The organism is Duganella sp. Root336D2, assembly GCF_001425005.1.
Classification (GTDB): Bacteria; Pseudomonadota; Gammaproteobacteria; order Burkholderiales; family Burkholderiaceae_D; genus Rugamonas.
This window is the reverse complement of sequence record NZ_LMDB01000036.1, coordinates 204999-218367: the sequence shown is the minus strand read 5'-3', so window position 1 is coordinate 218367 and position 13369 is coordinate 204999. Positions and strand designations below refer to the sequence as shown.

Here is a 13369-nt window from a genome sequence, read left to right as displayed (position 1 = left end):
AATTCAAAAATGTCGCTTAATCCGCGAGTTTAGCAGCTTCGGCGTGCGCCCCCGGCTTTGCGTCGGGATTGGCTTCCTTGCCTTCGGGCTTGTTCTCGGCCGGGTGCATCACCACCTGCACGTAATTGTTGAAGTCGAAATAGCGCTTGGCTGCGGCCTGCACGTCCGCAACCGTCAGGCTGGCAATCATTTCGTTCTGGCGCAGCAGCACTTTGGGGTCGGTCTTGTTGACCAGCGCTTGCTGCAGGTTGATGAGCCACCAGCCGTTTTCACGCAGGGCTTTGCGGTAGTTGCTGCTCCAGTTTTCCTTGACCTTGGCCAGGTCGGCCTCTTCCGGCCCCTTTTCCTGCAGCTTGCGCACCTCGGCAAAGGTGGCTTCGATCGCCTTGTCGACGTTTTCAGGCGCAGTCGGCAAGCCGATATTGATGGTGTAATTGGCGTAGGGATGGCGTACCATGCCGCCCGAAATGTTCGCCGTATAAACCAGGCCCCGCTGCTCGCGCAAGGCTTCCGTCGCCTTGATCTGCATGATCTCGACCAGCGCGCGCAGGCGCATCTGTTCGACTTCGTTGTAGTTGGCCTCGCCGGCAAAGGCGATGCTGACCTGGCTCTTTTGCTCGCGGCCGCGGCGTACTTCTTTCTTCACCACCCCGCGCACCGGGCGTACATGGCGATCCTTGTATTCGGTAGCGATTTTCGCTGCCGGCAAGCCGCCCAGGTAAGTGGCGAGCAGCGGCTTGATCTTCGCCGGCTCAAAACTGCCGACCAGGAAGAAGGTCATGCCGTACGCGCTGGACAAGCGCTCTTTCTGCAGCGCCATCACCCGGTCCAGGCGAATGCCGTCCAGTTCTTCAGGACGCGGCGTCAGGGCTACCCGCGGATGGTTGCCGTACATGGTGGTGCGCATGGTATCCGTCAGCACCGCTTCCGGGCGCGCCTGGGCGTTGCGGGCCTGCTCCTGCTGCTTGTCGATGAAGACATCAAACAAGGCCTGGTCGCGGCGCGGCTGCGTCATTTGCAGGTAGATCAGCTGCAGCATGGTTTCCACGTCGCCGCTGCTGGAACCGCCGCCATAGCCTTCCGACACGCCGCCGATCCCGAAAGCCGAGCGCACACTGCGCCCGGCCAGGATCTTCTGCAGGTCCAGCGGCGCATAGCCGTTGACGCCCATGCTGGCCAGGATGGCGCTCGCATAGCGGGCATTGACGATATCGCCCTCCTCCGCCAGCGACTGCCCGCCGAAACGGGTGGAAGCCATCAGGACCTGGTCGTTCTTGAAATCGGTCGGCTTCAGCACGACCTTGACGCCGTTCGACAGCAGCAGTTCGGTGGTACCCAGCAGCTGGTCCGAGGTTTCCTTGACGATGCGGCCGGCTTTGGGCGGCTGCGACATCAGGCTCGCAGCCAGCGCCTTTTCCTCATGTGCCGACACGGTGGCCTTCTCGGCCTCATCGACGGTTGCGAGCATCTGCGCCGCCTGCGGCACCACAGTGCCCGACTTGTCGTTGCCCATGAAGATAACGAGTTTCTTCTGGCCGACCGGGATCGCGCTGCGCACCTGGGAGTTGACCTCCTCCAGCGTCACCCCCGGCAGCATGTCCTTGTAATAGCCGTATTCGTTCTCGATGCCCGGCATCGCTTCGCCATCCAGGAAGTGGCGGGTGAACTCGCTCACATAGGCCCCGGACTCGGTCTTGTCACGCTCGTTGTGCAGGTTTTCAATGAAGCGCATCATATTCTTCTTGGCGCGCTCGAGCTCCGCCGCGCTGAAGCCAAGCTGGCGCGCGCGTTCGCCCTCTTCGACCACGGCGCGAATGGCCGGCAATGCGCCAGCCTTGCCCACCACGGCGCTTGAAACGAATGCCTGGTGGCCGTGCACGGCCTTGGCCATATTGCTGTAGCCTTGCAGGAACGGCGGGCTGGTTTGCTGCGACAGTTCCGCAATGCGCTGGCTGAGCATTGCGGCCGACAGCAGTTCCACCATGTGGGTGCGGTACTCGCCAACCGTTCTGGATTCGGCGCGTTCCATGAAGGGATAACGGATCGTCACCAGGTTGGACGGGGCTTCGCGGTCGGTGACCACGATGGCTTCCGATTCCTTGCGTTCCGGGATAGGCGGGTACTTGCGTGGACGCGGATTGGCAGGGTTCACCAATTTCGAGAAATGGCTGGCGACCAGGCGCTCGGCCTCCTGCGGGTCGACGTCGCCCACCACCATCACCGCCATCAGGTCCGGGCGGTACCAGTCCTTGTAGAAGCGGCGGATCGCATCGGGCTTGAAGGATTTCAGTATTTCCTCCTTGCCGATCGGCAGGCGGCGCGCGTACAGCGAACCATTGAAGATCTTTGGCAGCAGCACTTTGTTCATGCGGTCGGTCGCGCCTTTGCCAAGGCGCAGTTCTTCCAGCACGATGCCGCGCTCACTTTCGATATCCGCATCATTGAAGGTTACGCCCTGGGCCCAGTCTTCCAGCACCAGCAGGCCCTTGTCCAGGTTTTCCTTCTTGTCGACCGGGATCGGCAGCATGTACACCGTTTCGTCGAAGCTGGTGTAGGCGTTCAGGTCGGCGCCGAACTTCACGCCCACCGACTGCAGCCACGAAATCAGTTCATGGCGCTTGAAATGGATGGAACCGTTGAAGGCCATGTGCTCGGTGAAGTGGGCCAGGCCCAGCTGGTCCTCGTCCTCCAGTACCGAACCGGCTTTCACCACCAGCCGCAGCTCCACCCGCTTTTCAGGGCGGCGGTTCTGCTGGATGTAGTAAGTCAGGCCATTCGCCAGCTTGCCGGTCCTGATCTGGGGATCAAGCGGCAGCGGCGCAGTCGGATCGGGGGCGCCGGACGCCACGAAAGAGCAGCACAGCAAGCTCGCTGCCAGGAGCAGTTTTAGGAGTTTCATAACATAGTACGATACACCATAGGTCATCCTTAATGCTAGTATGCCAACCATGAACGCTCACCGCTCTGCAATCGCATGGCTGACCAGCTGGTGGCAGCTGCTGCAGTTCGCCGCGCTGCTGCTGACGCGCGCCATGGCGCCATCCAGCTACCGGCGCGATAACCGGCGCATGCTGTCTGAACAGATCGTCGTTGCCACCACCGTCAACCTGGCCTGGTTTTCCGTGCTGTGCGCGCTGATCAGCCTTGTCATCATCCGTATCGTCGTTGTCACCTCGGCGAGCTACGGTCTGTCGCGCTATGCGCTGGAAATGGTGGTGCGCGTGCTGGTGCTGGAGCTGGTGCCGCTGACGGCGGCGCTGTTCGTGGCGCTGCGCACCACCCTGCCGGCCGGCGTCGAATTCGCGCAGCAAAGGCTGGCCGGGAACGCGCCCGACGCCCGTGCGGCCTTGCGCACCCAATTTTATCCGCGCGCCGCGGCGGGCGTGTTTGCGGTGTGGATGCTGGCTGCGGTCAGTTGCCTGGTGACCCTGGTGCTGACCTACCTGGTGATGTATGGCTTCACGCCGTGGGCGCTGCCGGGCTATACCCGCGTGGTGGGGCAGATTTTCAATCCGGCCGTATGCCTGATCCTGGTGCTGAAGGTGGTGTTTTTCAGCGTGGCGGTGGCGGTGATCCCGCTGGCTTCTTCATATTACACCGGCGCGTCCAGCCCGCTGCGGCGCATCGGCGTCGCGCACGGACTGGCGGACATGGTGCGCATGTTCTCCGTGATACTGGTGGTGGAAGCAGCATCCCTGATGGGCAATTATTATTGATGATATGAGCGAAACGACTCCTCCCGCAGCCGGCCCGGAACCGGCGCCGATCCATAACGCCGAAGCCAAAGCCGTGGGCCTGCTGGTGCTGCTGGTCGCACTGGTGCTGGGTGCGGTCATGTACCTGATGTACGCGCGCGGCGCTTTCGAGCCGACGCAGCGGCTGGTGCTGACTGCCGACGATTCCGAAGGCGTGGCGGTCGGCATGGACGTGACCTTCGCCGGCTTCCCGATCGGCCGCGTGCAGCGCATCGAACTGGCGCAGGACGGCAAGGCCCGCATCCTGGTCGACGTACCGAGCAAGGACGCGCATTGGCTGCGCAGCACCAGTATCTTCACGCTGGAAAAGAGCCTGGTGGGCGGCGCCAAGCTGCGCGCCTTCACCGGCATCCCGGCCGACCCGCCGCTGCCGCCCGATGCCGAGCGCGCGCTGCTGGTGGGCGATATGGCGGCCGAAATCCCGCGCCTGCTGCAAACGGCCAAGGACTTGTTGAACAACCTGGCGGCGCTGACGGCGGAGGAATCGGCACTGGGCAGCAGCCTGCGCAATGTGCAAGGCGTGACCGAGAAGCTGAACGGCCCCGCCGGCGCGCTCGGCGTGCTGGCGGGCGAAGACCAGAAAGCGCGCGAACTGCTGCGCAACGCCAATTCGCTGGTGGTCAAGGCCGATAGCCTGGTGGGCAATGCCGACAAACGCGTATTCGGCGACAAAGGCCTGGCCAACGATACGCAGGCGGCAGTGCAGCAGTTGAATGCCCTGCTGGCCGATGCCCGCAACTCGTTGAAGAAGCTGGATGCGGTGCTGGTGGAGGCGCAAGCCGTCGGCGCCAACACGCGCGAGGCCACCGAAGACCTCAGCACGCTGCGCGCCGAAGTCGATGCCAACCTGCGCAAGGTGGAACAGATGATCAATGAGCTGAACCGCAAATGGCCGTTCAAGCGCAGTGAACCGGAGATCAAGCTGCCATGAGGATGACGAAATTCGCCGCAATACTGGCTGCCGTTGCGCTGGCCGCCTGCAGCAGCGGTCCGCGGGTGCCGGACTGGCAGTTGAACGCCGCCGGCGCAACCGAGCGCGCCACCTCGGCCTACATGGAAGGCAAGACAGCGGTCGCAGAGCGTGAATTCGCGCTGGCGCGCAGCCAGGTTGGCAGTACCGCGCAGCCGGCGCTGGCAATCCGCATTGAGCTGCTGCGCTGCGCGGTGCAGGTAGCGGCGCTGGTATTCGAAGAATGTCCCGGCTTCACGCCGCTGCAGCCGGACGCGTCGGCCGCCGACCAGGCTTACGCGCGCTACCTCGCCGGCCGCGCCGCGCCATCCGAGGCCGCCCTGCTGCCCGAGCCGCAACGCGCGGTTGCCGCAGCTGCCAGCGACACCGCAGCAGCAGCGGCAGCCGCCGCCGTCAGCGATCCGCTGTCGCGCATGGTCGCCGCCGGGGCACTGCTGCGATCCAACCGCGCCACGCCGGAACTGGTGACGACAGCCATCAACACCGCCTCCGCCCAAGGCTGGCGCCGGGCGGTGCTGGCCTGGCTGAACGTCCAGCTGCAGCGCGCCGAGCAAGCCGGCGACACCAGCGAAGCCGAGCGCCTGCGCCGCCGCATCAAGCTCGCCACCACCCCATAACAGCCGAGGCCGTGTCACACCTTGGGGTCACACCCCGAGTGTGACACGAGCTCAAGCACATTCATTGTTGAGAGCGTGTCACACTTAGGGTGTGACCCCATGGTGTGACACGAGCGCGGCTGTTGTCAGCTGGCGGACTTGGCGGCGGCTTCGCGCAGTTTGTCTTTTTTGCTCTTGCGCTTGCCCTTGATGCCGCCGGTGCCGTCGTCGGCGCCGGGGGGCAGCGGCTTGGCTTCCTCGGTGGGCTCGAAACCGGCCAGGCGTTCGCGCTGCACGCGTACTTCCTGGCGCTTTTCGATCAGGCGGAAGTGCTGTTCGGCGTCGGGGGTGATGAAGCTGACCGCCAGGCCGGAAGCGCCGGCGCGGCCCGTGCGGCCGATGCGGTGGGTGTAGTCGGCCGGGGAGCGCGGCAGGTCGTAGTTGACCACGACCGGCAGTTGCGCGATGTCGATGCCGCGGGCTGCGACGTCGGTTGCAACCAGCACTTTCAGTTTGCCTTCGCGGAAGTCGTTCAGCACCGAGCTGCGGGCGCCCTGGCTGAAGTCGCCGTGGAAGGCTTCCGCTGCCACGCCGCCGCGGCGCAGCTTGTCGGCCACGTGCTCGGAGGCGTATTTGGTGGCGACAAACACCAGCACCTGGCGCCAGCCCTCTTCTTTCAGCAGGATTCGCAGCAGCGAGGTGCGCTGCGACTGGTCGACCTCGATCGCGCGCTGGGTGATGTCGGGTGTGTCGCCCGCTTCGTCCATGGTGGCCACGCGCACCGGCTCGTGCAGCAGCTTGTCGGCCAGTGCCTGCACGGCCGGCGGGAAGGTGGCCGAGAAAAACAGGTTCTGGCGGCGTGCCGGCAGCAAGGCCATGATGCGGGCGATTTCGTCGGCGAAGCCCATGTCCAGCAGCTTGTCCGCTTCGTCCAGCACCAGCACCGAGGTGCTATCGAGCTTGAGGGCATTGTGCTCGACCAGGTCGAGCAGGCGGCCAGGCGTGGCGACCATGATGTCGGTGCCGCCGCGCAGCGCCATCATCTGCGGGTTGATCGAGACGCCGCCGAAGGCCACTGAAACCTTGACAGGCGACGGCAAATGCGAGGCCAGTCCGCGCAGCGTCTCGCCAACCTGGGCCGCCAACTCGCGCGTTGGCGCCAGCACCAGCGCGTACAGCTTGCGCTGGCCGGAACCGGCGCCGCCCGACTCCAGCAGGGCGTGCAGCAGCGGCAGCGCGAAAGCGGCCGTCTTGCCGGAACCGGTTTGCGCCTGTCCCAGCACGTCGGCGCCGCGCAAAGCGGGCGGGATGGCGGCGGTCTGGATGGCGGTGGGCGTGCTGTAGCCGGTCTCGGTGACGGCGTTGAGCAGTGCGGGCGCGAGGCCCAGGCTGGAGAATGTCATGGCGTGCTTGGATTGGATAAGCCGGCAGTATACCTTGCGCCGGGTTTCATGCGACTATACGTTTGCTATCAAACTACCAACATTTACAGAAGAATGATCAATTGGGACGCCCACATCTGCCTGCCGCAGCATCCGCAGGCGGACTTTTCACCCCTCAGCCAGCTCCATTCCGCGGGCGTGAACTATGTGTCGGTCAACGTGGGCGCCGACATGAATCCGGTTTCGCAGGTGATGTCGGTGATTGCCGGCTACCGCGCCACCATTGCCGCCAGTCCCGGGCGCTACCGCCTGGTGTCCGGCGTGGATGAAGTGATCCAGGCCGCGGCGGACGGGGTGCTGGCTATCGGCTTCGACCTGGAAGGCGCAATGCCGTTGATGGAGCAGCCGGAAATGGCCGAAGTGTATGCCCGGCTGGGCGTGCGCCAGATGCTGTTCTCCTACAACCGTAACAACAACGTCGCCGATGGCTGCCATGACACGGCGCGCGGGCTGACGCGCCTGGGCCATCGGGTGCTGCAGGCTGTGAACGAGGCGGGCATCATGGTCGATTGCTCGCACACCGGCCGCCTGTGCAGCCTGGAGATCATGGAAGCTTCCAGCAAGCCGGTGGTGTTCAGTCATGCCAATCCTTTCGCGCTGGTGCCGCATGGGCGCAATGTGACCGATGAACAGATCCAGGCTTGTGCGGCGACGGGCGGCGTGGTGTGCGTGTCCGGCCTGTCCTGGTTCCTCGGCAGCGAGCAGCCGACTGCGGCTGACGTGGCGCGCCATGTGGCGTATGTGGCCGACCTGGTGGGCGTGGCGCACGCCGGCGTCGGGCTGGATATCTGCTTCAGGGAAAAGGACCTGGACGATACGCCGCCCGGCGGCTTCAACCCGGCATGGTGGTGGCCGGAGCCGGCCGGCTATCGCGCCGGCCGTTCGCCTTCGTTCGTGCCGATCTATGCCTGGCGCTCGCTGCCGCTCGAACTGCGCAAGCTGGGCATGGCGCCCAACGAAATCGAACAGGTCCTGGGCCGCAATATGCTGCGCGTGGCGCGCGAGACCTGGCGCTAGCTACATGCCGACGTCGCCGTAAGGCCCGGCCAGCACGACCACATAACCTTCCGGATCGCGCAGCCACAACTCCCTGTGCTGCGCATTGCTGTTCTCTTTCGGTCCTTCCAGCACAGTCGCGCCGGCAGCCGTGGCGCGGTCGACCGCGTCGTCGAAATCGTCGGTCCAGAACCACAGCAGCGCGCCGTTGCCGTAGGGGCGCTGCTCGGGATTGCCGATGTGGGGATGGTGGTGGGCGTCCCAGCGGTGCAGCTGCAGCACCATGCGTCCGTCGTGCAGCAATTGCTCATAGTCGTTGCCGCCATGGCCGCTCTTCAGGCCCAGGGTTTTCTGGTACCAGCGGCTGGCTGCCTCGACGTTGCTGACAGCAATTAAAGGTTGCGCTTGCATATCACCCTCTCCTTTTGCTCAACGGAGGAACAGCATACCACTGGGCGACGCCCCATGCGAACTCGGGGACGATGAACAGCCACACCAGCGGCAGCCCGCCGCCGGCCAATGTCCACGCAAACCAGGTGCTGAACAGGAAGCGCGCGGTGCCGTCGTAGGTGGCGAATTGCGGTTGCGGGTCGCGCAGGCGCAGCCAGGACCAGACCAGCACGATGCTTCCCATCAGGCAGGCAAACAGGAGGTGCATGGCGCCGAAGGCCGGCAGCGGCAGGCCGCCCAGCGCCTGATTCAGCGCGGACAGCTGGCCGTGCGCAAGGGCGAAGGTCCATGGGGTGGCAAAGGGTGCGGTAAGCAGCAGGTCGTAGGCGGCGCTGGCGCGCACCAGCTTGTGGATGTTTTGGGTTTTCATGCTGCGCAGCTTAAACCTTGGAGTACACTCCATGGTCAAGCACTTTTTTGGGAGCAGCAGCATGCAGATCGGCGAACTGGCCGAGGCGACAGGCCTCAGCCGCGATACCTTGCGCTATTACGAGAAGCGTGGCTTGCTGGCCGCGCGCCGCAGCGTCAACGGCTACCGCGACTATCCGGAGGAAGCGGCCGACTGGCTGCGCTATATCCGCCTGGCGCAGGCACTGGGCTTTACCTTGCAGGAGATCGAAGCCGACCTGCCCCTGCTCTTGGCCCCGGCCCGCGACAGCGCAGCCACCGCCGCGGCATTGCGTGAGGCCCTGCAGGGCAAGCTGGCCGATATTGACCGCCGCATCGGCGGCCTGCAGGAACTGCGCGGCGAGCTGGTGCGCCGCCTCGGTGCGCAGATGGAGGAGTGCCCGATGCGCGCCGGCGCGGCCGTTGCATAGAGCCGGCCCGACGCCGCGCCCGCCCCCCCTGACGACTGCCGTGGTCTTTCAGGTGCCCAACGTCTTCGTGTGCTGCAATGGCACCGGGTTGATTTTCTTCAGCCACGCTTGCAAGGAGTCGCGCTGAGACTGGAAGGCCACGTAATCCTTGAGTTTTTGCGGCACCGGGTCGCCGTTCACCACCAGGCGGCTCAGCATGATGGCGAGGTCAGTGTCGGCAATGCACCAGCTACCGAACAGGCAATCGCCGTTGACCACGCGGTCGGCCAGCCGCAGCAGCTTGTCCGCGGCCGCCTGGGCGGCGGGCGAGAGCGGCTGTTCGGGCTGGTCCGCCCGTTTGTAGAACACCGTGTAGGTGCTGCGGTCTTCCCTCAGCGCCAGCAGGTCGCTGCGAATCCAGGCCTGGATCTGGCGAGCAATGGCACGCTTCTCCGTCTGCACCGGGTACAAGCTCGGGTATCTCGGTGCAGGGTACATCTCTTCCAGGTATTCGGTAATGGCACTCGACTCGGTCAGCATGAAGTCGTCGTGCACCAGGCAGGGCACGCGGCCGGTCAGGGCCTTGGCGGTATAGGACGATTCCTTGTTCTGGCCGGCATCCAGGTCGACGGTCTCGATCGCAAACTCCAGGCCTTTTTCGCGCAGGGCAACAAAAGCGGAAATGGCGTAAGGACTGATGAACTGGCTGTCTACATATAGTTTGAAACTCATGGTAATGCTCGGGTTTGGTTAACAGTAAGCGCATGATATTGCTTGCCAATTACTAGCCAAAACGATATATTTTTGACCGCCTTGCTAATACCACTCACATGCGACTTCCCAACCTTTCCGCACTGCGCGCCTTTGAGGCGGCGGTTCGCCACGATAATTTTTCGCGCGCGGCGGCGGAACTGTGCCTGACGCACGGAGCAATCAGCCATCAGGTAAGAACCCTGGAAGAGGAGCTGGGCGTGCAACTGTTCACCCGCAATGGGCGACAGGTCACTGCGACGCCTGAGGCACAACGCTATGCCGCTACCGTGGCGCGCTGCCTGGCGGAGTTGGCGGATGGCGCGGCCGAGTTGCGACCGCAGCAAGGGTTGCAGCGCTTGAGCGTGACATCGATCCCCTCCTTTGCGGCACGCTGGCTGGCGCCCCGGCTGCGGCAATTTATCGAACAACATCCAGAGGTTGAAGTAATCCTGCAAGTCGGCCAGCAGTTACAGGACCTGGCGCAGGAAGGGATCGATATCGGCATCCGTTTCGGACGCGGCAAATATCCCGGGCTGGAAACGGAGCGCCTGAGCGGCGAGGTGCTCTATCCTGTAGCGAGCCCGCGTTACCGTCAGGGCGAATTGCCGCGCTGTCCAAGTGACTTGGAACAGGCCACCCTGCTGCGTTCGGAGGACCCCTGGACACCGTGGTTCCAGGCGGCCGAACTGTGCCTGCCTGAACCCTCCGGCGGTGTCATGTTCGATGACTTATCCATGCAGATTCGTGCCGCCGTCGACGGTGACGGGGTAGCGCTGGTGCGTCATATCGTGGCAATGCAGGAGATTGCCTCGGGACATCTGGTGCGCCTGTTCGACCTCGCCATACCTTGCGCGGACGAATACTATTTGGTGATCCCTCCACACGCCATGCAAAAACCGCAGGTGCGGGCATTCCGTAAATGGCTGAAGGCAGAGATCGCCCGGAACCAGCGACAGCCAGCGCAATCACCTTATACTGACGCATGGTCAGCGCCACCTTCCGCTTCTACGAAGAACTAAACGACTTCCTGCCGCGCGGGCGTCGCAAGGTTGAATTCACGGTGACGTGCGCCCGTGCCGCTACCACCAAGCACATGATCGAGGCGCTCGGCGTGCCGCATACCGAGGTTGAACTGATCCTGGTCAACGGCGAATCATCGGGCTTCGAGCGCATCCTGTGCGATGGCGACCGGGTGGCGGTCTATCCCAAGTTCGAGGCTTTCGACGTGCGACCCCTGTTGCGGGTGCGCGCCGAACCTTTGCGTGTGATGCGTTTCGTGGCCGACGCCCATCTGGGCGGGCTGGCGCGGCTGCTGCGCATGGCGGGCTTCGACACGCTGTATGACAACCGGATTGACGATCCGACCGTGGCCTCGCTGTCGGAGGAGGAAGGGCGCGTTGCCCTCACCCGCGACCGCGACCTGCTGAAGCGGCGCGGGATCACGCATGGCTGCTATGTGCGGGCGTTGAAGCCTGCGGAGCAGTTTGCGGAGATCTTCCGGCGCCTGGACCTGGCAGCCAGCGCGCGGCCGTTTACGCTTTGCCTGGCCTGCAATGCGCCGCTGCGGCAAGTGGCGAAGGCCGATGTGGCGGCGCAATTGCCGCCATCGGTGCGGGCTTCGCAGGAGCAATTCCTGACTTGCGACGTTTGCCGGGGCGTTTTCTGGCGCGGCTCGCACTGGCGCCGGATGACGGCGCTGCTGGCGAGCCAGGGCGTGGCCGGCGGCTAGCGCGGCGCGCAATCAGGCAGCTCGGGTTCCGGCGGTACCAGGACGATGCGCTGGCCGTCCACCTCGATGTCGCGCAAGGGCGTGGGAGAGAGTTTGAACTGGCCGGCCCGCAAGCGTTGCTGCAAGCGCGGGCAACCGGCGAGGGCCGTTGACGGCCGGCCGATGACTTCCCATTTGCCATTTCGCTCCGATAGCAGTGCGGCGCCGTCGCCGCGCTCCTCACCCAGCACCAGCACATCCGGCCGGCCATCGCCATCGCCATCAAGCACGATGGCATCACAGCGCCTGCCCAAACCGCGCATGCAGCTTGGCGGCGTGTACGGTTGCCACGTCCTCATCCAATCCTGCGTAAGGAAGCCAGCCGGCAATTGCGCGCCCTTTGGCCACACGCGGAGGTCAGGCGGCCCGGCGGCTGGAGCAGATGCCCGCGCTGCCGTCCCGCCCTCATAACGCTCGTCCAGTGCATCGGCCGCGCGAATACGTACGGCCGCGGCCTGAGGACCTGCGCCGCGTGCAGCCAGCGCCTGCAATGCCTGCATGCCGTAACGCGCGCCATGGTAACGCAGGAATCCGTAGTCGAACTTGTCGGCAGGCGTGGCGCCGCGCGCCAGGCGCGCCACCTGGTCGGCCACGGAAATGCGGGCCGGATCGGCGACCGGCGTGAACATGGCAAGCGACACCGCCAGCGACAGGAATGCTGCGGCAATATTCACCTGGCGCAGGCCATCCAGCCAGGGACCGCCACGGCGCACCGCGGCAAGCAGGTATCCGCCGGCATAGGACAAGGCCACCAGCAGGCAGGCTGCCGCGATCACCCGGTCCGGCGTCCAGCCGTAATCGGCCACCCGCAAGCCAAGCGCATACACGCCCAGCACCGCCAGCGGCGTCAGCAAGAAGCATGCTACCCGGGCCGCAAGGCGCACGATGCGCGCCAGCCCGCCCGCCGCGTCGCCGGCCTGGAAAGCGGCATTGACCAGCACCACCAGCACCGCGCAACTTGCCAGCAGTACGGCCGTGGCGTGGCGCGTCTGCCACAAGACCTCAAGGCCGGTAAACGGTAACGACGCAAGGAAGCCGCCGACCAGCAGCATGGCGATCGGCAGGATCCACGCCATCAGCACCAGCAACAGGCTGCGGATGCCGCGCACGATGGCAGGCCGCACGTCGGTGGTATGCATGGCACTGGAAAACGCCACGCACACCAGCGGTACCGAGAACCAGGACTTCAACAGCAGCCGTTCGAGGAAATCCAGCTTCAACAGGCCAAACAGTGCCGCGCCCATCCACATCACCAGCCACACGCCAAGCAGGAATAAGCCGGCGAACAATAGCTGGATGGCGAGCTTCCAGGCGCTTTCAAAGCAGGTGGCGTAATGCGCGACCCAGCGCCGGTCGTGTGCACCGGCCATCACCAGGCTGTGGGCGACGAAGAAGAAGCCTATGCAGAACGGGAACACCAGGAAGCTTGGGCGCAGCACGGGCGCGTGGTCGAGGGCATTGCGCCAGGCGTCATGCATGCCAACCATGGCCAGTACTGCGGCAGCGGCCCCCAGCCACAAGGCCAATGGCCGCCGTTCCAGGTGGCCCAGGCTGGAAATCAGCAGCGCCGGCAGCACGATCGCGGCCAGCACCAGCGGCAAATACAGTGCGGCCTGATTCGCGGGCCAGGCGCCAGATTGCTGCGCGCGATATAAAAAATACAATATAGCGCCTTGCATCAGGCCGGCGATCAAGCGTAACTGCCCGACACGCCGGGTCACGGCGGCATCGCGTACAGTTTCCTGCACGAGCAGGTCAGGTTCGGGAGTTGTGGCCTTCATGTATCGATCATAGCCTCTTGTCAATTTTGCAGCAACGCCACAGTTGCCCAGTACGGCTATA

At 64.5% G+C, this 13369-nt stretch carries 13 protein-coding genes; 7 read left to right on the top strand and 6 right to left on the bottom strand.

All coding sequences use genetic code 11. The annotated features are described in order from the left end of the window. Window positions 1-16 precede the first annotated feature (16 nt). A complete protein-coding gene (locus ASD07_RS23540; protein ID WP_082507546.1) occupies window positions 17-2899 on the bottom strand; it encodes a pitrilysin family protein in 2883 nt (960 codons plus the stop codon). 49 nt (window positions 2900-2948) lie between these two features. On the opposite strand from ASD07_RS23540, the gene ASD07_RS23535 reads away from it, so the two are divergent. From ASD07_RS23535 to ASD07_RS23525, 3 genes are read left to right on the top strand one after another with little or no spacing between them, the layout of a single operon-like run. Next, complete coding sequence (locus ASD07_RS23535) at window positions 2949-3716, top strand: ABC transporter permease (RefSeq protein WP_229207268.1); 768 nt, start codon at window positions 2949-2951, stop codon at window positions 3714-3716. 4 nt (window positions 3717-3720) lie between these two features. Beyond that, window positions 3721-4686 carry an MlaD family protein gene (locus ASD07_RS23530; protein WP_055935929.1) on the top strand — a complete coding sequence of 322 codons (966 nt, stop codon included), beginning with the start codon at window positions 3721-3723 and terminating at the stop codon, window positions 4684-4686. Continuing rightward, a complete protein-coding gene (locus tag ASD07_RS23525) occupies window positions 4683-5342 on the top strand; it encodes a hypothetical protein (RefSeq protein WP_055935927.1) in 660 nt (219 codons plus the stop codon). Before ASD07_RS23530 ends, ASD07_RS23525 begins: the two co-directional genes overlap by 4 nt. 125 nt (window positions 5343-5467) lie before the next feature. Here ASD07_RS23525 and ASD07_RS23520 read toward each other — a convergent pair whose 3' ends face one another. Continuing rightward, window positions 5468-6724 carry a DEAD/DEAH box helicase gene (locus ASD07_RS23520; protein ID WP_055935924.1) on the bottom strand — a complete coding sequence of 419 codons (1257 nt, stop codon included), beginning with the start codon at window positions 6722-6724 and terminating at the stop codon, window positions 5468-5470. A gap of 93 nt (window positions 6725-6817) precedes the next feature. Here ASD07_RS23520 and ASD07_RS23515 point away from each other — a divergent pair, with 93 nt between their 5' ends. Beyond that, window positions 6818-7780, top strand: coding sequence for a dipeptidase (locus ASD07_RS23515; protein ID WP_055935921.1), 963 nt, complete (start codon window positions 6818-6820; stop codon window positions 7778-7780). On the opposite strand, the gene ASD07_RS23510 is transcribed toward ASD07_RS23515, so the two are convergent. Then, on the bottom strand, window positions 7781-8170 hold the full coding sequence (locus tag ASD07_RS23510) for a VOC family protein (RefSeq protein WP_055935919.1): 390 nt from the start codon (window positions 8168-8170) through the stop codon (window positions 7781-7783). Window position 8171: 1 nt separating this feature from the next. Further along, window positions 8172-8579, bottom strand: coding sequence for a hypothetical protein (locus ASD07_RS23505; RefSeq protein ID WP_055935908.1), 408 nt, complete (start codon window positions 8577-8579; stop codon window positions 8172-8174). 31 nt (window positions 8580-8610) lie between these two features. Here ASD07_RS23505 and ASD07_RS23500 point away from each other — a divergent pair, with 31 nt between their 5' ends. Then, on the top strand, window positions 8611-9027 hold the full coding sequence (locus ASD07_RS23500; RefSeq protein ID WP_373922097.1) for a MerR family transcriptional regulator: 417 nt from the start codon (window positions 8611-8613) through the stop codon (window positions 9025-9027). 48 nt (window positions 9028-9075) lie between these two features. Here the strand turns inward: ASD07_RS23500 and yfcF are convergent, their stop codons facing one another. Further along, window positions 9076-9738, bottom strand: coding sequence for a glutathione transferase (gene yfcF, locus ASD07_RS23495; protein WP_055935905.1), 663 nt, complete (start codon window positions 9736-9738; stop codon window positions 9076-9078). A gap of 98 nt (window positions 9739-9836) precedes the next feature. Here yfcF and gcvA point away from each other — a divergent pair, with 98 nt between their 5' ends. Both gcvA and ASD07_RS23485 read left to right on the top strand, forming a co-directional pair. Beyond that, complete coding sequence (gcvA, locus tag ASD07_RS23490) at window positions 9837-10778, top strand: transcriptional regulator GcvA (RefSeq protein WP_055935902.1); 942 nt, start codon at window positions 9837-9839, stop codon at window positions 10776-10778. Beyond that, a complete protein-coding gene (locus ASD07_RS23485) occupies window positions 10742-11488 on the top strand; it encodes a Mut7-C RNAse domain-containing protein (RefSeq protein ID WP_055935900.1) in 747 nt (248 codons plus the stop codon). The genes gcvA and ASD07_RS23485 overlap by 37 nt, the downstream gene beginning before the upstream one ends. Here ASD07_RS23485 and ASD07_RS23480 read toward each other — a convergent pair. Next, a complete protein-coding gene (locus tag ASD07_RS23480; RefSeq protein ID WP_082507533.1) occupies window positions 11485-13308 on the bottom strand; it encodes a DUF4153 domain-containing protein in 1824 nt (607 codons plus the stop codon). The genes ASD07_RS23485 and ASD07_RS23480 overlap by 4 nt on opposite strands. Window positions 13309-13369 lie beyond the last annotated feature (61 nt).